This window comes from Candidatus Nitrosocosmicus sp. FF01 (genome assembly GCF_047711275.1).
In the GTDB taxonomy this organism is placed as follows: Archaea; Thermoproteota; Nitrososphaeria; order Nitrososphaerales; family Nitrososphaeraceae; genus Nitrosocosmicus.
Genome location: NZ_JBLNIG010000004.1, coordinates 96,674 through 115,300, shown reverse-complemented (window position 1 = coordinate 115,300; position 18,627 = coordinate 96,674). Strand labels below are relative to the sequence as shown.

Annotated in this window: 21 protein-coding genes and 1 other RNA gene; 9 read left to right on the top strand and 13 right to left on the bottom strand. The window is 35.2% G+C overall.

From position 1 onward, the window contains the following. Positions 1 to 61: 61 nt before the first annotated feature. The 3 genes from ACMT7R_RS12650 (at position 62) to ACMT7R_RS12640 (ending at position 1,734) form a co-directional block, all read left to right on the top strand. The gene (locus ACMT7R_RS12650) at positions 62 to 238 is read left to right on the top strand and encodes a hypothetical protein (RefSeq protein WP_415312314.1); all 177 of its coding nucleotides are present in this window, start codon (positions 62 to 64) and stop codon (positions 236 to 238) included. 70 nt (positions 239 to 308) lie between these two features. After that, positions 309 to 1,019, top strand: a complete 711-nt coding sequence (locus ACMT7R_RS12645) for a hypothetical protein (RefSeq protein ID WP_415312313.1) — start codon at positions 309 to 311, stop codon at positions 1,017 to 1,019. A 274-nt stretch (positions 1,020 to 1,293) separates the two neighbouring features. Further along, on the top strand, positions 1,294 to 1,734 hold the full coding sequence (locus tag ACMT7R_RS12640) for a hypothetical protein (protein ID WP_415312312.1): 441 nt from the start codon (positions 1,294 to 1,296) through the stop codon (positions 1,732 to 1,734). Positions 1,735 to 1,966: 232 nt separating this feature from the next. Here the strand turns inward: ACMT7R_RS12640 and leuD are convergent, their stop codons facing one another. Both leuD and ACMT7R_RS12630 read right to left on the bottom strand, forming a co-directional pair. Continuing rightward, positions 1,967 to 2,458 (bottom strand): 3-isopropylmalate dehydratase small subunit, encoded by a 492-nt coding sequence (gene leuD / locus ACMT7R_RS12635; RefSeq protein WP_415312311.1) that lies wholly within the window; start codon positions 2,456 to 2,458, stop codon positions 1,967 to 1,969. Then, positions 2,458 to 3,726, bottom strand: coding sequence for a 3-isopropylmalate dehydratase large subunit (locus tag ACMT7R_RS12630; protein WP_415312310.1), 1,269 nt, complete (start codon positions 3,724 to 3,726; stop codon positions 2,458 to 2,460). The genes leuD and ACMT7R_RS12630 overlap by 1 nt, the downstream gene beginning before the upstream one ends. A 119-nt stretch (positions 3,727 to 3,845) precedes the next feature. Between ACMT7R_RS12630 and ACMT7R_RS12625 the strand changes: the two genes are divergently transcribed. The 3 genes from ACMT7R_RS12625 (at position 3,846) to ACMT7R_RS12615 (ending at position 6,531) form a co-directional block, all read left to right on the top strand. After that, positions 3,846 to 4,607 carry a coenzyme F420-0:L-glutamate ligase gene (locus ACMT7R_RS12625; protein ID WP_415312309.1) on the top strand — a complete coding sequence of 254 codons (762 nt, stop codon included), beginning with the start codon at positions 3,846 to 3,848 and terminating at the stop codon, positions 4,605 to 4,607. A gap of 84 nt (positions 4,608 to 4,691) precedes the next feature. Beyond that, positions 4,692 to 5,246 (top strand): hypothetical protein, encoded by a 555-nt coding sequence (locus ACMT7R_RS12620; protein WP_415312308.1) that lies wholly within the window; start codon positions 4,692 to 4,694, stop codon positions 5,244 to 5,246. A 163-nt stretch (positions 5,247 to 5,409) separates the two neighbouring features. Beyond that, the gene (locus tag ACMT7R_RS12615) at positions 5,410 to 6,531 is read left to right on the top strand and encodes an OBG GTPase family GTP-binding protein (RefSeq protein WP_415312307.1); all 1,122 of its coding nucleotides are present in this window, start codon (positions 5,410 to 5,412) and stop codon (positions 6,529 to 6,531) included. 326 nt (positions 6,532 to 6,857) lie between these two features. Here ACMT7R_RS12615 and ACMT7R_RS12610 read toward each other — a convergent pair whose 3' ends face one another. After that, on the bottom strand, positions 6,858 to 7,271 hold the full coding sequence (locus ACMT7R_RS12610; RefSeq protein ID WP_415312306.1) for a ribonuclease HI family protein: 414 nt from the start codon (positions 7,269 to 7,271) through the stop codon (positions 6,858 to 6,860). Between the two features lie 103 nt (positions 7,272 to 7,374). Here ACMT7R_RS12610 and ACMT7R_RS12605 point away from each other — a divergent pair, with 103 nt between their 5' ends. Together ACMT7R_RS12605 and ACMT7R_RS12600 are read left to right on the top strand one after the other, a co-directional pair. Then, a complete protein-coding gene (locus tag ACMT7R_RS12605; RefSeq protein ID WP_415312305.1) occupies positions 7,375 to 7,953 on the top strand; it encodes a hypothetical protein in 579 nt (192 codons plus the stop codon). 45 nt (positions 7,954 to 7,998) lie between these two features. Further along, entirely contained in the window at positions 7,999 to 9,024 is a 1,026-nt protein-coding gene (locus ACMT7R_RS12600; RefSeq protein ID WP_415312304.1) for an isocitrate/isopropylmalate dehydrogenase family protein, read from the top strand. A 105-nt stretch (positions 9,025 to 9,129) separates the two neighbouring features. Here ACMT7R_RS12600 and ACMT7R_RS12595 read toward each other — a convergent pair whose 3' ends face one another. From ACMT7R_RS12595 to cofD, 4 genes are all read right to left on the bottom strand, one after another. Then, a complete protein-coding gene (locus ACMT7R_RS12595; protein WP_415312303.1) occupies positions 9,130 to 9,702 on the bottom strand; it encodes a HemK2/MTQ2 family protein methyltransferase in 573 nt (190 codons plus the stop codon). Positions 9,703 to 9,983: 281 nt separating this feature from the next. Beyond that, positions 9,984 to 10,364: a cupredoxin domain-containing protein gene (locus tag ACMT7R_RS12590; protein WP_415312302.1), complete on the bottom strand. Its 381-nt coding sequence runs from the start codon at positions 10,362 to 10,364 to the stop codon at positions 9,984 to 9,986. 85 nt (positions 10,365 to 10,449) lie between these two features. Then, complete coding sequence (gene cofC, locus ACMT7R_RS12585; protein ID WP_415312301.1) at positions 10,450 to 11,193, bottom strand: 2-phospho-L-lactate guanylyltransferase; 744 nt, start codon at positions 11,191 to 11,193, stop codon at positions 10,450 to 10,452. 22 nt (positions 11,194 to 11,215) lie between these two features. Further along, on the bottom strand, positions 11,216 to 12,151 hold the full coding sequence (gene cofD, locus ACMT7R_RS12580; RefSeq protein WP_415312300.1) for a 2-phospho-L-lactate transferase: 936 nt from the start codon (positions 12,149 to 12,151) through the stop codon (positions 11,216 to 11,218). Between the two features lie 190 nt (positions 12,152 to 12,341). On the opposite strand from cofD, the gene ACMT7R_RS12575 reads away from it, so the two are divergent. Then, entirely contained in the window at positions 12,342 to 13,403 is a 1,062-nt protein-coding gene (locus ACMT7R_RS12575) for a hypothetical protein (protein ID WP_415312299.1), read from the top strand. Between the two features lie 49 nt (positions 13,404 to 13,452). On the opposite strand, the gene ACMT7R_RS12570 is transcribed toward ACMT7R_RS12575, so the two are convergent. The 6 genes from ACMT7R_RS12570 to proS all read right to left on the bottom strand — a co-directional run bounded on the left by ACMT7R_RS12570 (position 13,453) and on the right by proS (position 18,589). Continuing rightward, entirely contained in the window at positions 13,453 to 14,163 is a 711-nt protein-coding gene (locus ACMT7R_RS12570; RefSeq protein WP_415312298.1) for a hypothetical protein, read from the bottom strand. Next, complete coding sequence (locus ACMT7R_RS12565; protein ID WP_415312297.1) at positions 14,153 to 15,286, bottom strand: NOL1/NOP2/sun family putative RNA methylase; 1,134 nt, start codon at positions 15,284 to 15,286, stop codon at positions 14,153 to 14,155. The genes ACMT7R_RS12570 and ACMT7R_RS12565 overlap by 11 nt, the downstream gene beginning before the upstream one ends. Before the next feature lie 105 nt (positions 15,287 to 15,391). Further along, an RNA gene (gene rnpB / locus ACMT7R_RS12560) (RNase P RNA component) lies at positions 15,392 to 15,679 on the bottom strand. Between the two features lie 180 nt (positions 15,680 to 15,859). Continuing rightward, positions 15,860 to 16,387: a DUF367 family protein gene (locus ACMT7R_RS12555; protein WP_415312296.1), complete on the bottom strand. Its 528-nt coding sequence runs from the start codon at positions 16,385 to 16,387 to the stop codon at positions 15,860 to 15,862. Next, complete coding sequence (locus ACMT7R_RS12550) at positions 16,380 to 17,000, bottom strand: signal peptidase I (protein ID WP_415312295.1); 621 nt, start codon at positions 16,998 to 17,000, stop codon at positions 16,380 to 16,382. Before ACMT7R_RS12550 ends, ACMT7R_RS12555 begins: the two co-directional genes overlap by 8 nt. A gap of 107 nt (positions 17,001 to 17,107) precedes the next feature. After that, positions 17,108 to 18,589 carry a proline--tRNA ligase gene (gene proS, locus ACMT7R_RS12545; protein WP_415312514.1) on the bottom strand — a complete coding sequence of 494 codons (1,482 nt, stop codon included), beginning with the start codon at positions 18,587 to 18,589 and terminating at the stop codon, positions 17,108 to 17,110. Positions 18,590 to 18,627: the final 38 nt, after the last annotated feature.

The following is an 18,627-nucleotide window of genomic DNA, read 5'->3' as shown; positions in this document are numbered from 1 at the left end:
GCATCCAAAAATTTTTTGTTTGAATAAAGTATATATACTCTAAATTCACTTGAGGAATTACTTGAGTTCTATCAATATGGAAGCTGAAGTAATAAGTGAAATTCTACTTAAGGCAGCCAGTGAGCCCGAATTCAGGAAAAAATTGATAAAAAACCCTGCAAAAATATTAGATTACTACGACATTTCGGCAGAGGCAAAACAGATAATCCAAAAGAGCATAACCGACTTGGTTCAATAGTACTACGATATCAACTATTTATAATAAATACCATATACGAACTGCTGCCAACAAAAAGATGTATCAACCTATGAAAAGTATTACGCTTTACCGCGAATATATTATCCTTCTTTCAGTTATCTCGATATCTTTATTTGGATTGTTGGCCTACACTGCGGTCAGCGTATTTGCGTTCGCATCCCCACTGCCATCACCATCGCCATCGCCATCATCATTGTCTTCTCTAGTATCCATACCAATTCAGGGACCACTTTCAAATAGTTCAAACGAGATTGTTAATAATGCCACAAGCGGCGATTTGCTATCCCCACAGACCACAGCGGAGCCACAATTTCCTCCAAAACAGATAAGCCTCGTAGGAACGATAACATCTAAAGACGATCCGGTTCAAGTAACAGGACTGGAGCAATCCTATTACATTTTCCCTGTGGAAAACAATAGCAAGATATATTCAGGGATACTCACATTTACATCCAGTAAACCCGTCCAACTACAATCTATAAATATTCTGACCTTAAACAACACTCTGAAATTGCCAATTCAGTTTGGAACGCTATATACATTTCCCCTGAATAAAACAATAATAATTACAAGTGATCTTTTTGATGTGCCCAAAGTCACCGGTAGTGTTATGTTCTCTGGCAATAGTTTACGATTCATAACAAACGAGCCTTTTCTGTTAACATATTCTTTTAGTGGCCAGCAATCTGAAGCGATAGTGAAAAATGATATTGAAAGCGGACTCGAAACATACAGAAAGTTAATTGGGACAATATCTTGAAAGGTGCATATTTATAAAAAATTATCAGACGAGGATGACAGATAAGATCTAGTCGCTAGTTCTTCGTTTCTTTACACATTACTTTTCAAGGTTCTATTCTTTCCAACTTTCTTATGTCCTCTAATTGTTGTTAATGCTGTTGTTGTTTTTATTGTCCGACCAATCAGAACAACCGAATATTTGAATTTGATCAATATTATCTTCGTTACTTTTGTCTCTGATCAAAAGTTATAAAGAAGATATTCTTGATAGTTCAATACAATACATACATCAAATGACAAATTTTAAAAACATAGCAGAGTCTATATTTAAGGAATGTAATGTAGATGTCTTTTACACCGACCGGTCTATTGGTAATACTTTACAAAGCAAATTTAGAATTAGTTGTAGTAACCTAGTAGAACTAGAAATAATAGAAACCTCTGCACCCGATCTTGTTATCGAAAAGTTAACTGGTAAATGCTACAACTTTGCATGTGCTTTGGCAATACAACTTGCAGATCACTATGGTGACATACAATTGTCTTGGATAGGGAAGCCGAAAGAAAGTAATAATGATGTATTTGAGCTTGCAGTGTACTACTCAAAAACAAATGTAATTGACGAAACCACCAAGAATCAAATGATGTTTTATCATTCTCAACAAAATCTTGATTTACACTATATGACCTCAACTGATCTTGAGGAAGCTGCCAAATTTTTTTCTCACTTTTGATACTTGTGATCGGAATAATTCGAGCTAAAATATTTTTAACTGAAAATATCATTACCAGTTTAATTTATAGAGAGAGAAAGAAAGAGAGACTATTTGTGTACAAGAAAGTCGATCTTACAGACCATCTAGGATAAACTTGATCAAGTATAAAGAAACTGTGTGGACAGATGTATTTCAAAAAAAATGTAAACTTCAAGTAGTGCTTGGTTGGGAGTATGAGATCAATCAAGGCTTAAGAAACTTTGTAGTTAAATAGCCCTCCTGCCTCAATTATGCCAGCAATTATCTTGCTGAAGGGCTTTATTGGGTACTTCTCATTCCGGGATAGATTTGTAATACTATTTTTCTCAAGATCTATTTCAATCTCATCCTTGTCCTCAATTTTCTCTAAAACATCTTCCTCAATTTCAATTGGTAACAAATATCCCCCATCTATTGAATTTCTATAGAAAATTCTTGCAAATGATGGAGCCAGAATAGCTTTGATCCCAGTTTTAGAAAGAGCAATTGGTGCGTGCTCCCTACTTGAACCACATCCAAAGTTATGACCAACTAATAAAAAATCACCTTTGGATACTTTTTTTGTAAAGTCTAAATCTATTCCTTCCATCGCATGTTTTGCTAGCTCATCATGATCATGGATTTTCAGATATGGGCCAGGTATAATTACATCTGTGTCGATATTTGCCTTATTGTATTTGTGAATGTAGCCTTTCAAAGTCATCAAAGATCCCTCGGATCAGTTAATTTTCCAGTAATAGCCGACGCAGCAACAACAATTGGTGAAGCCAAATAAGTTTGAGAGGTAACGTGACCCATTCGTCCTGGAAAGTTTCTATTCGTGGTACTTACGCAAATTTCATCCTTTCCCAAAACACCCATATGAGCACCACAGCAAGCCCCGCAGGTGGGAGGCCCAATTACCGCTCCTGATTCCATAAAAATAGAAATGAGTCCCTCTTTGATTGCTTTCATGTATATGGATTGAGCAGCCGGAAGTACTTCAGTCCGTACTTTGACCTTCTTACCCTTTAGTATTCTTGCAGCAGATCTCAAATCCGAAAGTTTGGCCCCAGTGCATGATCCAATATAGGCTTTATCTATCTCAGTATTTGGAACTTCTCTCACAGCTACTACATTTTCTGGTGAATACGGTTTTGCTACTGATGGCTCCATTTTTTCGCAATCATATTCAAATATTTCGCTGTAAGTAGCATCAGGATCTCCTCTTTCCAGTCTAATTGGTGAATTATTTCTGGTACTCAGATAATCAGCAGTGATCTGATCCGGTTCTATGATTCCGTTTTTGGCGCCTGCCTCTGTGGTCATGTTAGTCAATGTAAATCTTTCTTCCATCTCCAATTTATCGACTACATCACCTGTGAATTGCATTGTCTTGTAATTTGCCCCATCCGTTCCAATATCTGAGATAATCTTGAGAATGATATCCTTGGCCATAATGTGATCGGGTTTTTTTCCATTTATTTTAAATAACATTGTCTCAGGTACTTTAAACCAAATTTTACCGTGTTTTAAAACATATGCAATGTCAGTATGACCCAAACCTGCAGTAAACGCACCCACAGCCCCTGTCGTATTTGTATGAGAATCTCCACCTACGTATACCTCTCCTGGCAATATCAAACCCTCTTCATGAGATATTGTATGACAGATACCATATTGTCCCATTCCATACTTGTAATGTCTTTTAATGCCATACTTTTGAGCCCAATTTGTAAGCTGTATAACATTGTCTGCAGATATCCTATCAGAGGCAGGAACAAAATGGTCTTCAGAAATCCAAACCTTATCGGGATTCCAAACCTTTTCTAAATTGATACCTTTTTTTTCCAACTCCTTAAAGACCTTTATTACCCCAGGACCAGAAACATCATGAATCATAACTTTATCAACGTTTGAAAAAACAATCTCACCTGGCACAACAGATTTTGAATTTGAGGAATGAGAAAGAATTTTTTCAGTTAATGTCATTCCCATAGTGATATAATAAGTTGCTCATCTAAAGATTAATACTTTTTGAATAATGAAGTATCTTTTTGCATTTTGTATGAATGCAATATATTAATAAGTTTTAAGATGAATATCACCATTTGGAAATAATCCCCATCCACCTAGAAAGAGAATCCTCCAGATTTGATATATATGAGAAAATTGTAAAAAATAATCAGGGTATATCCATAGAAGATTTTGATGTGCTGGTTATCTCAAGCAAGTATCTAGCCATTGGCGAGGGCAGAATAAAGAAATTAAGTGATGTCAATCCCTCCCAAGAGGCAGTCCTAATGGCCAAAAAGTATCATATAGATCCGAAAATGATGGAATTAATCATAAGAGAATCAGATGAGATTTTTGGAGGGTTATACGGGTTTGTTCTCACTTCGGTCCAAAATATTCTGGCCCCCAATGCTGGCATCGATAAATCAAATATTCCCACAGACCATGTGGTATTGTATCCAAAACATCCCTATGAATCAGTGGAGACTCTGCGCAATAAATTCCTGATTGATTGTGGTAAAAAAATTGGAATAGTATTATCAGATAGTAGGATTTTGCCCATGAGAAAGGGGACCACAGGTGTAGCACTAGCTTGTAGTGGATTTGAACCAGTTATAGACTTGAAAGGAACCAAAGATCTTTTTGGGAATGTCTTGAAATATACATCACAAAACATTGCAGACTGTTTGGCCTCAATTGGAACGATGATAATGGGTGAATCAGATGCTTCAACTCCAGTAATTATTTTGCGAGGACTAAAGATCAAATTTACAAATAGACCCATTTCAAGTGAATCATTGGGTATTGAAAGCAAATATGACATATACATAAGAGGTCTGAGAGGAAAAATTTCTTGAACACAGTTTGTCAAAAGTTTTAATTTTTTAAATTATAAATAGTCAAAGAATATTATATCAGAATGTAATTGGAGAAAGCGTTACATGTCTGAATTTTCTACATTGTATCCCAGAAGAATTAATCTTCTGCAAGGAATCCAAAACCTCATAAAGAGAGAGGAGGTAGAGCTGGATCATCTTTTCCTAATGGTCAAGATACGAAAAGACGAAATCGTCAATACTTTGGTTTCTGAAGGATTTAAGATGGTAAAATTTGAACATAAGAAACCCACACAAATTGGCAGTGGATTTTCAAAAAAGTTAAAAAGACCATGGGAAATGCATGTTAGATTGCTTGATTTTAACCAAGGTCTGATCGGAATTCATGCAGAAGTAGAGATTTCCAGAAATTATTTTCAACACATCAAATCAGTTAGGGTTCCAGTGGTGTATGAAATTGAGACGATATTAAAAAAGCATCGAATAGAGTATCAACTATGGCACGCTTTTGTTAAAGATTATATTACAAATATAGTCGATGACCATCAGATAAAATTAAAATCACCCAAGATGCCTGCGATGCCTTGGTTGGGCATGCTTGGATTTATTTGTAGCATTGCAGTATTATACGGTCTCAAGTTTTTCATGGTTTTAAAATAAGAAATAGGCGGGATATAAGAGATTAAAGCAGAAAATAACTTTTGCATCATTATGACTATCCCCATGCTGTCGCTACTACTGCGGTCACCGCTTCTACATCAACAGAATCGATATTGAGATCAAAAAAATTTTTATTATTATTTTTCTAAGAAGAATCAATCCGATGGGAATTCCAGAGAAAATTAAGGCAATTCAAGACGAAATTCACAAGACCCAAATTAACAAAGCAACCGAATTTCATATAGGTCTCTTAAAGGCAAAGATTGCAAAATTAAAAAGAGAACAAGAAGAAAATACCCATGGAAGAACTGTTTCCACAGGAGGTGGAAGTGCAGGATTTGATGTTAGAAAAGCAGGAGATGGCACAGTTGTTTTGATTGGATTTCCGAGTGTAGGTAAATCAACTCTATTGAATGCGTTAACTAATGCAAAATCAAAGACAGGTGCTTACTCATTTACCACATTAACCGCTGTACCGGGGATGCTCGACTACAACGGAGCACGAATTCAGATTCTAGATTTGCCTGGAATTATAGAAGGAGCCGCAGCAGGAAAGGGACTTGGAAAAAGGGTCTTATCTGTTGCCAGAAATGCCAATCTTGTTTTGATCGTTTTGGATATTTTTCAAATCAACCATCTCGAAGTCATTAAAAAAGAGCTTTCCGAAATCGGTGTGAAAGTTGACGAGAAACCACCCGATATTACACTAGAAAAAACTTCAACCGGTGGGATATCGGTTAATATTCAAGCCTCAGTACAAGTTGACGAGAATTTCATTAGAAATGTCATGCGTATTAACGGTATACACAATGGTCGCATAACAATTAGAGAAAAAGGGCTAACAATAGATCAATTGATTGACGTCATGTCTGGCAATAGAGTGTATATTCCATCATTGGTGGTCTTAAACAAAATAGATCTTGTTGATCCAGAATATGTTAAATCAGTAACTTCAAAATTAAAAGTACCATATGTTGCAGTTTCTGCAGATACGAACAAGAATATTGAGGCTTTAAAACAAGAAATTTACAACAAGCTGGACTTTGTTAGAATTTACATGAAGCCAAAAGGTCAAGAAGCAGATTTGGTTGAGCCACTGATCATGCCAAGAGATAGTACTGTTCAAAATATCTGTAACAAAATTCACCGAAACCTGGTCAGAGATTTCAAGTTTGCACAGATTTGGGGAAAGAGTGTGAAGTATGGTGGCCAGAAGGTAGGATTGGAACACAGAATTATTGATGAAGATATTCTAACAATAGTTAAAAAAATAAACGCATTATAACGCGGATACAGTAAAGCGGCTCAGTCAAATGCCTTTTCTTCATATTAGATACGTGATAACTCTGATTCCTCATAGCCGCCCATTCACTATTAGTTATTACGAATATTTGATTGTATGAGTTTAATGCGCTTGATCATTATTAGCTATGTAAAATAGACTAGGCTTAGATCTTGTAATGTAACAGCATTATTTTAAAACAATTTTGATTTTTTTCTTGATTGAGCAATGGTGACGGTAGTGGTAGTGGTGGTCTAGTAATAGTGATGGTGAAGATAATAGTGTTAATGTCGAAGTAGTAGGGACAGTGATAGTAATAGCAATAGAAATCAGTTGTGGGCTCTGTTATTGGTATTAGCACTTAGATGCTTATCAAGTGCTTTATTAGCCAGATAATCAGCGTGACTATTTTTCGATCTTGGAACATGTCTATATGTTATTTTGTCATAATTTTTCTCCAGGGTGGCAATTTCCCGGGTTAATATTTTGAGCTCTTGGCTTCTGATTCGGTATTTTTGATTTCTTTGGTTTATCAGCAATTCACTATCTGATAATATAGTAACTTCCTTGTCCAATTCAGTACATATTTCTAGCGCTCTTCGAAGTGCCTCATATTCGGCCTGATTATTGGTCCGTATGCCAATGAATTCACCATATTCTTTAATCACTTTATCATTTTCTTTAATCATTATTCCAATTGCAGACAAACCTGGATTACCTCTGCTTGCGCCATCAATGTGCACTTCTAGCAACAACTTTCCTGTATTTGTTTTACATTTATTTTTTTTATTTCTCTAAAGCATGAACATTCTAAAGAATTTATATTATCAGGACATAGTGATTTTTGTGCCCAAGAGGAAAATAAAAGAAGGTGTTCCAAAGAAGAATTTTTTTCAAAAGCTGGGAAAAAGGGATCTGCTATTGCCTCCGATAATTATAGGTGCAGCAGTATTATTTGGATTAGTATTTACACAGATAGTACCTCCGCCACAAATACTAAGTGTATGCCTGAAGGCACATTCATTGGATAGTTATAATGTTTATCCAAGAGTTCAATTATTTGTAGATAATAAACAGTACCTGTTTCCAGGGGATGTCGGCAAGCAACCAAATGAAAAGGGCGAGGAATGTCTGAAACCTATTCATACCGACTCCGTAGGAGATACTCTTCACGTCCAGTATATTAGACCTGTACAGTTATCACTCCCAGATCTGATGAAAATCTATTCTTACGATAATAAAACAGTCTCAATAGTAGATAATTCCACCGGCAATTACGTCAATAGTACTCTAGAATTAGCAGATTATGATATTCAGTATTCTTATTACTCGGACCAAAATGAATTTACCAAGATAGTAAACAATAGTCAATTTCCCCCATTCTCAAACACCTTTTTTGGGAAAATTGATTTTGTTTCAAAGTGACTGAAAAAATAAATATGAATATCATCAAATCCTTTTTGAATTTACTTGAGCAATAAAAAAGCGGCTATAATAAATGGTGACGGCACCGGTCCTGAATTGGTGAATGCGATGACCAAGGTGCTGAAATCCTGTAATACTAATGTAGAATTGATAACGTGTGATGCGGGTTCTGAATGGTGGGAGAGAAATAAAGGCAGTTCATATATCTCTGATGAGGTTTGGGAAATCCTCAGAAATTCTGATGCATGTTTTAAAGGGCCAACTACCACAGTACCAAACCCCGATGCACCCAGAAGCGTAGCGGTAAGCATAAGACAGAAATTTCAGCTTTATGCAAACATTCGTCCAATTAAAACTTACAAGATTTCAAAATTACAATTAAATTTCATTTGCGTGCGTGAATCAACTGAAGGCTTGTATGCAGGTATTGAGTTTAAGACAAGCGATGATTCGGCTGTAGCTATAAGAAAGACTACCGGAAAAGGTTGTAGAAGAGTGGTGAAAAAGGCATTTGAATTGGCAAAACAAAAAGACTTCAAGAAAGTATTTGCAATTACAAAAAGAAATATTCTTAAAGAAACTGATGGCATATTCTGGAATGCAGTAACAGAAGAAAATAAGCAATATCCAGATATCGAAGTTGAAGAATACTATATTGACAACATGACACAACAGTTAGTAAAAAACCCCGAAAGGTTCAATGACAGTTTGTTGCTCAGCACCAATCTTTTTATGGATATTATTTCCGAGTGTGCTTCAGGCCATGTTGGGTCAATTGGTAACGTATATTCTGGAAACTATGGAGATACATATGCCATGTTTGAGCCGGCTCATGGTAGTGCCCCTAAACACGCAAGACAAGATAAGGTAAATCCGGTTGCAACCATACTTTCTGGTGCTTGGATGGTTGAATATTTGGGAGAAAAACACATTTCAGATGCCATTTTTAAAGCCACAGAACAAATCATTGATGAAGGCAAGTTTTTGACTTATGACTTGGGTGGTTCTGCATCACTATCAAAAATGGCTGAAGAAATAGCTCAAAGATCTGCTTCTCTAATGAGGAAGTGATAGTTTGATAGATGCGCGCATATTTATATAGAGTGAGAAGGATAGAGACAAATAACTGGACTTTTAATTAATTTAGTTGACCAGCTCCTTGAATGCTACCTAAAATTAATTTTTGTGTACATCAGAAGTAGTAGAATTTTTTATCCCAGCCAGTTCAACAATTTCCAAAGATTCAAAAAATAAATTTTTTCTAGCCAAAACCCTTTGTTGATAAAAACGCTCCCCGATCAAATTATCCATCTTTTTTATGTTAGATAGAGATGATCTCAATAACAAAATCTTTCCATTCTCTTTGATAAGTGGTAGAATAGAATTCAGAAATTGTAAAGTAAATTCTATCCCTTCTTTGCCTCCATAAATGGCGTTGTCTTCAAAACCTATCCCTTGAGGATCATTTGGCAAGTAAGGTGGATTGCTAATTATCAAATCGAATTTAAATTTTAACGCTGAACCTAGACTAGTGCAAATAAGCAATTTGTTACGATAATTGTATAATGTAGTGCTTTTTGCGTAAACAATTGAATCAAAATTAATATCAGTTCCAACTACAAAATCGAAATTAGAGCACAAGGAACGTGTTAAATATCCAGAACCAATTCCAACTTCTAGAGCAAAATTTCCCTTGTAATTTTTGATTATATCCGCCATGAAAAAGGTATCTTCCGCAGGTCTATACATCCGCTCTAGGTTTTTAGATATTAACTAAAGTAAAAAGGTTACAAAAAAAGACGGGTAAGAAAGAGAGAGAAGAGAAAATGTGAATGGAGGAAGAGAGAAACAAACACAAAACTACTATTTTGAGAACTCAATACATTACCAATGTATTGGTGTAGGTATGGATTTAACTGATAACCAATTATTTCGATTAATCAATTTGTCATGATTTCTAAAGACATTACTGCGAATATCCAGCTTGCAAGATTTATTGACTGCTTTTCTAAGATATAAGCCTAGGTCTACTAGGTGATTTCAATTAATCCTCTCATCTCTGGATGAAAAGAACAATAATAAGTAAAATTGCCAGTCTTATTGCTTGCAATTCCGGTTACAAAATCCTGTTCTGCGCTAAGATAAGCAGTATTAATACCCAACTCTTCAGAGATAAAATCATGTTTTACAAAGTCCTTGTTAAGGATTATGAGTTTAGTCGGTTGATTGGAACTTACATGTAATGTAGGATTGGTGTGATTAAAAGCGTTACCTTGAGCTACCAGTAAAATAGTGTCATTTGATTTTTGAATGTTTTTTTCGCGCGGAGGGTTCAACAAATTACCTATTCCCCACATAGATCCGACTATTATGAATGAAATAACAACTACAGCAATGATATTATGGTACAATTATAGATATTCCTACTCTCATTTTACTAATAAATATCTTAATTTTAACCCATTATAATATATCTATTATTTGATTCCCAATTGTCTAATGCCAGATTTCATGGTTTTCCTTCAAAATACTTAACAGATAATTCAAAGTATTATTATTTTCATATTTCTGGATAAATTTCGCGTAGTAATGATTCGAATAGGTTGTATCACCAATTGATCTGTCAGAAAATACATACTTCTTAAAAATGAGCATTATGTCTTCGATTGTATCTATATCTGCTCTTAAATTCTCAAAGTCAAAGATTTTGATGAATGCACCCTTTTCCATGGTTCTTTTTATGTGATTAAAAAAACTAAAGTTATCATAACTGGTTTCTATAACTGTATGAGGTTTTCTTAATAATATATTAGTACCATCATATCTGTACGAAGGGACGATACAAATTCCCTCATCAAAATTTTTGGAATATTGAATAATCTCTTTTATTTGTGACAAGTCAAGCAATGGAATATCGATTGGAACTACCAGAGATTTTTCAAATTTATTTTTGGCCACATACGAGTCTGCAAGCGCTACTGCACTATTTACCCCTGTATTCCTATCTCCCTCTCTAATTACTAGGCTTTTATCTTTGATCGTATCAGGCAGGTCAATTGATTCATTTGTGATTAAGATGATTTGACACTGTTCAAGCTTTGATACTTTCTCGATTAGATCATTAACAAAGTGAAGACAGAGACTAATTCTTTGTTCTAAATTCAGAAATTTTCCTAGCCTAGTCTTACTTTTTTCAAAGTTTTTTATTGGAATGATTACTGCAGTTCTTGGATCTTCCAATTGTTCAACCTCAGTATAATAATCAATAAAAATTTGAAACAATATGCCTTGCCAAGGCTGATTCCTTCCTAGAATCATTCATCATAATGTTGACAAAGGAAAAATCGACCTGAGGATAAGCACTTTTTATTTTATCTTCAACCTCAACTTTGTCAACCTTGTCAAATATCATATTGTTAGAAAATTTTGAATAAAAGCTGACTAGTCCCTCTATAGTTGGCGGGATATTCTTTGCTCTCATATAGATTTCACTTGGGCCACTAACGGCCCTATTTGAGACAATTGGTGAAACCATTACTATCTTGTTTCTATACTTGTGTAATAAATTTTTCATCCCTGGGACTGCGATTATGGGTCCGATACTAGAGATCGGATTTCCTGGTGCAATCACAATTAATTTTGATTTTTCAAGCACCCTACGACAATCCCAACTAATTTTGGCCTGTTTGATATTCTTGTAAACTATATCTTTCAAGGACAACCCTCCTTTGTACTTGATCCAATATTCCTGCAAATGAACTAATTTGTTGTCGTCTTCGTTTGTTACCATGTTAGTTTCGTAATGGTTATCTGATACAGGTAATATTGGAATATGGACACCATATTTTTTTGACAAAATCGCGGTTATTTCCGATAATCTTTTGCCTTCTTTTAGTAAACGGGTTCTAACGATGTGAGTAGTCAGGTCTTTGTCGCCCAGGTTAAACCAAGTATCGTATCCAAGCAATTTCATATAATTTAGAAAATTAAAAGTTTCACCCTTAATGCCCCACCCTCTATCCTTGTCTAATTTATTACTTAATCCGTACATTATGGTATCGATATCAGGACATATGTACAAACCATGATGCCAAAAATTATCTGCGACGTTAGAAATAACCCCAATGTCTTTAAAGACATTGTACAATCCTCTGACGAGCTTTACTGAACCTGTTCCTCCTGCCAAAATAGTAATCAATGGATAAGGTCTTCTTTATGACATTTTTTATTTATTGTTTCTATTCTTGTTAAAATAGTTGATAATTTTTTTCAAAATTCGTAAATATGAATTAAAAATTTATTTTAATTATACTGTAATCATTCTTAATTCCTTTTCAGTGGCAAATTTTCAATAAGATTATAAACAGGGAAACTGGAATTCAAATTTATTGAAATTAAGTTCTCTAAAATATGTAGTCTTGCTGTCTGCAATAGTTATTTTTGGCGGAATTTTTAATCAAGGCTTTGCAATTCAGATGGAGGCCGGAGTTTCACCGGCAAAGAATGCAGCTGATGCGTCTTTTACTGGAGACAGAATTATCACATTAAGATATCCTGCTAACAGCACAATGGCCCAAATGTTAGACGGAAATAAAAATTCAATTTCATTTTCATTAAATACCTCAGATAGTAGCAATGGTTTGAGCGTTGTTTTAGATAAAATAAATGAATACATGTTATCTCAAAAACAAAGTCTAGTAAAGTTTGAGAACGCTACACTCGATTATCGAGCAGCTGTCAATGGTGGACCCACTACTGCAACGATCTCATATCAAGTAGAATTACATCCAACTATCACTAATCTGGTCACAGAGTCCAATGGAACTGAGACATCCGTATTAGACGTAGACTGGAGAAGCATCGTATTGGAAGAGCCCCTGATTGTAACTTCTCCAGAACAGGGTCAAATAGACATAAATCATCCAATTGGTGGTTTGGAAAAAATAGCTCCAGAGGTAGCGACAAAGATACAAAATACAACTCTTGCCGAAGCATTTAACACACCCATTTTAGATTTTGAGGAATTTGGTGCCTCAATGAATAATTGGCACTTTTTGTTTGATGCTACAGGTGCACAGGCTGGAGCAGCTGGATATGGATTCTCAGTTATCGAAGGAGATTCAGAGATAGTTTCCATTTATTCTTTAGGTGAAAGTAGCTTTAGAGAGGGAACACATACAGTTAAGGAAACCAGCGGATCAGCAGAAATTGACGGAGTGACTGTGAACGTTAATGGATTAACAGCTCCTCCAAGTGGACAAATTCAGATCGGTGGATTTTCGCAGATCCAACAAGGTGGAGCAGGAGGAACAGAACACCTGTTTGTTTCTTCAGTGGCACCTCAGGGTGTTGCAACCTCTTCAGGTAGTTTTCCCATACAAGTATTGCTAATTTTTGGAGCAATGATGGCAGGTGTGGCAGTACTTGTGTTGGTGAAAGCAAGAAAATAAGACAATAGAAGTCAGTCTTGTTTCTTATTTCTTTTTTAGCAGAACAAATTTATTGAATATCTACTAAACTCTTATTATCCTTATTCTCATTCTGCAAATAAAAGGTCCCGATGTTTTCTACTGTATCCACCGTAATTATCTTAGGCCGACTCAACAATGGACTAGCAAATCTTGATCTACCCAATCCCAAGACCTCATGGTTTTCATTTAGGATTATCAATAATTGATTACCTTTGATCTTATCATAACAAGAAATAAGTGAACTGCCAAGAATATCCCGGCCAAAGCAAACCAAGTTTGCTGCCTTATCATTCACTACTATATACGGAAATTCAAGTTTGGTATTTTTGTGATAGTCTAAGACCATTTCTGCAAAATTTAACCCGGGCAAGAATTTTTTGGATTTGATTATGCCTATTTGAATACCCATTAGAACAGGATGCCAGCTTAATAACAAATCATCATGTTCCGGACGTCGATCCCATAGGTAAACCTTTCTTAAATTAGAGTTGTTGATTTGATTTTGTTTTCCATCGAGATTTTTCCTCATATCTTGGCTATCAACAAGTATCGTGGTATCTCTTATATCGGGATTGAAAGTTTGCAAATCGGTTTTTTTTGACAAATTAGTCTTCGTTACTGTCGATGATATGTATGCAATAATTATTTTTTCATTATCATATAGTTCGAAAATGTTCCAATTAGAAAACGACCGTTTGAGAATCGTCTCTTCCATAGCATTGGGAAACCTATACTCCACTTGATTTGGACTCCTTTCTAATTTTTGCTATAAAAAATCCATTTGTATCATGAAAGTGCGGATAAAACCTTTTTGTTTGATTCATTTCTTCAACAAAATGAAATTCATGAAATTTTGTCAGTCCTTCTGTCCCTAATTCGACGGGTTCAATTTGAGCATCCCTGAAATTATCAATCAAGTGCTGGACGACCATCTCATTTTCTTCTGGTGCGAAAGAACAAGTGCTATATATCATTAGCCCGTTTGGCTTGAGGACCTCGAATCCTGCAATAATCATTTTCTTCTGCAAGTCACTACATATTTCTAAATCCCTCGATGTTCTGCTTTTTTTTCTAGATATATCCTTCTGAATAATACCTTCGCATGTACAAGGAGCATCCAGAAGCACTCTATCGAATTTTATGCCCAAATTTTTGACTTCCTCTGATCTCATGTTAAAGACAGTAGTGTTTTTTACAAAACACCTAGATAAGTTAAAAACAAGAGAAGAAAGCCTCTGGGGCTTTGATTCGCAAGCCACAATCAACCCTTTATTATTTAATCTTTGAGCAATATGAGTAGTTTTTCCTCCGGGTGCAGCAGCCATATCAAGTACAACAAGATTATCTGAATATAGAATTTCCAATTCGTTTACGGCTATACAAGAACTCAAATCCTGAATATAGTAATACCCTCTCAGGTATTCGATTGTTGATCCTAGGCTTGGCAACTTAGATTTGGGTGGTTTGGATTCATGTTTCTGTACACAAGAAAATGAATTTTGAGAAAGAACATTGTGATACATTTGGGAACTTGATACTTCTGCTGGGGCAGGAGCGGGCGTGCAAGAAGATGGATTTATAATTTCAAATACTTCATCTAATATAGTATCACTTAGGATAAACCCTTTCTCAAGCAATCTTTTTTTTAGAACTCTAGGACTGATCTTTAATGTATTAGTTCTGATGTAGGTATGCAGGTTTTCTCTTTTATCAATATATTCTAAAAGTTCCTCAGGATTAGGCACATAATTTAAAAACCGAGAGATCATCCATTCCTTATAACCATATTTTAAAGATAATTTTTTAGACAAATCATTGCTGGGAAAAAGTACCGGACAGCATAGATTATCTTCTTTTGACATCTTGAAATAATTACACCAGTAATAAAGACGATTAGTTGTTTATTTGTTATTGTCCCAAAAGAATGGGATTCAAACATAGTATTTACGGTTTGAATCCCCACAATCGTGTCCTAGTAGTAACCCTCCTTTTGTTTTAGGCAAGATTCAGCTAAGCAGCCTACCTGAGTCTAAATACGGGAATAATCCTCTGTTTGGCCTTTCTCTACCTGGGGCGACAGTTTCATTTCAAATTGAAATCACTCAGATTATCAATCATCATTGCCATGGACTTCAACTGAATACTTTTCTATTTCGTTGCCAGAAGTCTCCTTCTAATTATCGCTAATTCAGGTACCCGTTGTGAGGGAGGAGTTTCCTCTTCGTTATAATGAAGTAACTTGCTCGCTAGCTCACAATAAAAAAGATTCCATAACGATTTATTAATCTTGCTGGTTTGCAAGAATCATGTACACTGCACAATCATATCCCTATTAAAATGAACTATTGATATCAAATTGTTCTAAATTTTATTTTAATTTATGAAAACTTGCTGTGTTTTCAAAAAACTATCTATGAATACTGACATCTATAGGATCAGTTGAAATAATTTGGAAAGTATTCTTTTTCAATTGATTTTACCTCATCTTCGTCTAAAGCTTTAGAATAATCTTCCAAAATCTCCGAATTTAAATCCATAAAGGTATGACCCCATCTGAATTTATTCAAAATTTCATTTGATTTAATTTTAAAACCCAGGATGTAAAGAGCACCCGAAATTGCTTCAACTGTGGATAGCATTCCAAGTTTTGCATAGTTAGTAGGATTTCCAGCCAGTAGGGCCGGGAGTTTCCTATTATTAGAATATTTCTTTGGAGTTTGGATTACTTTTGATGCATGTTTCCAAGAACAATCAATCCCGCAAATTCCTTTAAAGATCTTTGCATCATGACATGTAAGAAGTTTATCTGAATAGGGATTCAATACAACAAAAGAGGCAGGAATTCTTCGTACCTCATTGGCCATATGAAATTTAACCAGTCTGGAGGCAGTGCATTTGTTTGGGTCATCCTGCCTATACATCAAGACGGCCAATCCAAATTGAACCCCGCCAGAGTCAATCATCTTTTAATTTTTCTTTTTCCTCTTGTTTATCTTTCTTGCTTCCATGAATGAATGAAAAAATTAGTAATCCAGCTATTATTGCCATAATTATGTAATTTACTGGCGGTTTTAACACTTGAGGTATTATCCCTATCTGTGGAATAGTATAAACTACTTTTCCTACGTAATTTTCTTGGGTTATCGGAAAATCGATCCCAGGAATAGAGCATTCATTAGCATCTCCTTTAGTCAGTATTGTCTTTTCTTGTATTACATCATTTACGGCTATTGGTGCACAAAGGATTACATTACCTGTCAAATTGTTTCCATTTTCAATGATTGCAGAAACTCTATGAACTATAGTTTTATTTTCTTCCCTTGGATCAGGTGCTTTAAAAACAATAATGTCTCCGATATTGGCACTATCAAATGAAGTGTTATTGTCTTTGGCCCATACTATGATAAGGTCATTTACATTTAAAACAGGAATCATACTACCACTTGCAACCACGTAAAAAGGGTTTGAATCAGACAATACAGTTCTAATTGATATAAATGCAATGGCAAATATAACCACAATAATAATAATTATCTTGATATCCTTTCTCTTGTTATCCTTTTTCTGTTTTGACAACTTGTAATAAGAGATTTGGAATTTGAACCTTACATAAACATTCTGTTTGATTCGTCAATGTGAATTACTCCAAAAGCTTAAACGTATGTAGAACTTGGTCTGTCAATCTAATATGCCCTGGCAAAGACAGCGATTCGACTTGCGTCTTGTTGACAATATACGCATTGTTTGAGTTTAATGGTAGGTTCGTTATTTTCTGGTTCGATAGGTAAGTCTTTTGTGTCAAAAGGGAGAACACGAATATCAGCCCCAGTATCCTCTTTAATTCCTTCCTCACACTCTTCTTTTCCACACCAATTTGACACCATGAACCCACCTTGTCCATTGTCTAAACGTGACTTCAATTCATCGACATCTTTTATTACAAAGGTTCTATTTTTAAGAGATTCAAAGGCATTTCTGTACAAGTCGGATTGCAAGATTTGAAAGATTATTCTTATTTCATCAAAGACGGCATCTAAGGGAATTAATCTCTTTTCTCTGTTGTCCCTTCTAACTACCTCTACGGTATTGTTCTCAATATCACGTTGTCCTATATTAATCCGAATTGGAACACCCTTCATTTCCCACTCATTATATTTCCAGCCTGCAGTAAATTCGTCGCGGTCGTCTACTAGTGCTCTGTATCCAAGGGAATTTAGTTTGTCTCGTATACTATTAGCATGTTTCTTTACTAACTCTTGATTTTGATCTTTGTATATTGGAATTATGATGATTTGTATTGGAGCAATGATTGGTGGTAGAATAAGTCCTTTGTCATCACCATGCACCATTATCAAAGCACCGATTAGTCTCCAAGATATACCCCAGGAAGTTTGCCAAACAAACTCTTCTTTATTGTTACTGTTTAGAAACCTTATTTCAAATGGCTGAGAGAAGTTCCTGCCCAAATTGTGAGATGTACCAAGCTGTAGCGCTTTGCCATCGGGCATCAGTCCTTCTAATGTTGTAGTATAATCAGCCCCTACAAATTTTTCTTTGTTGCTCTTGAATCCTGAAATTGTGGGGATAGAAAGAATTTTTTCGATAAAGTTCTTATAAATGGTTAAAATGCTAAATACTTGTTCTTTGGCGCCTTCATTGTCCGTGTGAGCAGTATGACCTTCTTGCCATAAGAATTCGGAATTTCTTATAAAAGGTTTTGTAGATTTAATTTCAGCTCTTAAAGCTGTATTCCAAAAATTTATTTTTATGGGCAGATCTCTGTAACTAGATATCCATTTGGGAAATACGGAATATAATAATGCCTCAGAAGTGGGTCTCAATGCCAATCTTTCAGATAGCTGAGAATCACCAGAAGAAGTTACCCAGAAAACCTCTGGATTAAATCCTTTAAAGTGTTTTTCCTCTTTGTTCAATAACCCTTCTGGAATAAGACATGGCAAAAATCCATTTACATGACCAGTCTCTTTAAATTTTGAGTCAAGATAATCTTTGATTAATTCCCATATGGCATACCCATACGGTCTGACGATTATGAAGCCCTTTGCTGAAATATAATCAGCTAATCCAGCTTTTTCTACTATTTGAGAATACCATTCGCTAAAATCTTCATTCTTCTTAACGGTTAGGCCAAATTCTTTATTGATATTTTTACTCAATTAAACAAAAGATAGCTATTATTTTC

Coding starts and splice junctions, on each gene's coding strand:
- ACMT7R_RS12645 (WP_415312313.1), top strand. CDS start 309: ATGAAAAGTATTACGCTTTACCGCGAATATATTATCCTTCTTTCAGTT.
- ACMT7R_RS12640 (WP_415312312.1), top strand. CDS start 1,294: ATGACAAATTTTAAAAACATAGCAGAGTCTATATTTAAGGAATGTAAT.
- leuD (WP_415312311.1), bottom strand. CDS start 2,458: ATGACTTTGAAAGGCTACATTCACAAATACAATAAGGCAAATATCGAC.
- ACMT7R_RS12630 (WP_415312310.1), bottom strand. CDS start 3,726: ATGACATTAACTGAAAAAATTCTTTCTCATTCCTCAAATTCAAAATCT.
- ACMT7R_RS12620 (WP_415312308.1), top strand. CDS start 4,692: ATGTCTGAATTTTCTACATTGTATCCCAGAAGAATTAATCTTCTGCAA.
- ACMT7R_RS12615 (WP_415312307.1), top strand. CDS start 5,410: ATGGGAATTCCAGAGAAAATTAAGGCAATTCAAGACGAAATTCACAAG.
- ACMT7R_RS12595 (WP_415312303.1), bottom strand. CDS start 9,702: ATGTATAGACCTGCGGAAGATACCTTTTTCATGGCGGATATAATCAAA.
- ACMT7R_RS12565 (WP_415312297.1), bottom strand. CDS start 15,286: ATGTCAAAAGAAGATAATCTATGCTGTCCGGTACTTTTTCCCAGCAAT.
- ACMT7R_RS12555 (WP_415312296.1), bottom strand. CDS start 16,387: ATGATTGACTCTGGCGGGGTTCAATTTGGATTGGCCGTCTTGATGTAT.